1 protein-coding gene and 1 rRNA gene are annotated in these 725 nt (G+C 69.8%); one reads left to right on the forward strand and one right to left on the reverse strand.

The window, feature by feature from the left end; translation table 11 throughout:
• On the forward strand, nucleotides 1-627 hold a 627-nt coding region (locus tag ACGFZP_RS35945), incomplete at its 5' end, for a hypothetical protein (protein ID WP_392940965.1).
• Nucleotides 628-633: 6 nt separating this feature from the next.
• Here ACGFZP_RS35945 and rrf read toward each other — a convergent pair.
• Nucleotides 634-725, reverse strand: a 5S ribosomal RNA gene (gene rrf / locus ACGFZP_RS35950); the annotation flags it as partial.

Raw genomic sequence — 725 nt, forward strand, 5'->3', positions numbered from 1 at the left:
GTCGTCGCGGTCGCGGTTGAACCCGCCACCCTGCGGACGGTCACCGCGGTAGCCACCGCCACCGCCCTGGGGACGGTCACCGCGGTCGCGGTTGAACCCACCACGGTCATCGCGGTCCCGGTTGAAGCCACCACCCTGCGGGCGGTCGCCACGGTAGCCGCCGCCGCCCTGGGGACGGTCGCCACCACGGTAACCGCCGCCACCGGAGGGACGGTCATCGCGACGCGGACGGTCATCGCGGTCGCGGTTGAAACCGCCACCGGACGGACGGTCGTCACGACGCGGACGGTCGTCACGGTCGTCACGACGCGGACCACGGTCGTTGGACCAGCCCCCGCGCGACCGGGGCTCGTAGCCGCGGCCGTCGTCCGATCGACGCTCGGGACGGTCCTGGGGCTGGTTCGACATTGTGGTGACTCCTTCTGCTTCAGCTCCACCGCGGACTGGGCGACACCACTGCCCCTCACGCGGTTCGATGCCGGCCTCGTGGCCGCACACCTACTCCATTGTCCGGCATCCGGAGACACCCCGCGCCTGGGCGGAAGTCCCTGGTGTGCCGGCCGTGCAAACGCTCGTAAAAAACAAAAAGGCCGCGGCCCCAGCGAATCGCTGGGGCCGCGGCCTTGAATAATTGTTCGGCGGCGTCCTACTCTCCCACAGGGTCCCCCCTGCAGTACCATCGGCGCTGTGAGGCTTAGCTTCCGGGTTCGGAATGTAACCGGGCG

Source organism: Kitasatospora sp. NPDC048239 (assembly GCF_043202015.1).
Classification (GTDB): domain Bacteria; phylum Actinomycetota; class Actinomycetes; order Streptomycetales; family Streptomycetaceae; genus Kitasatospora.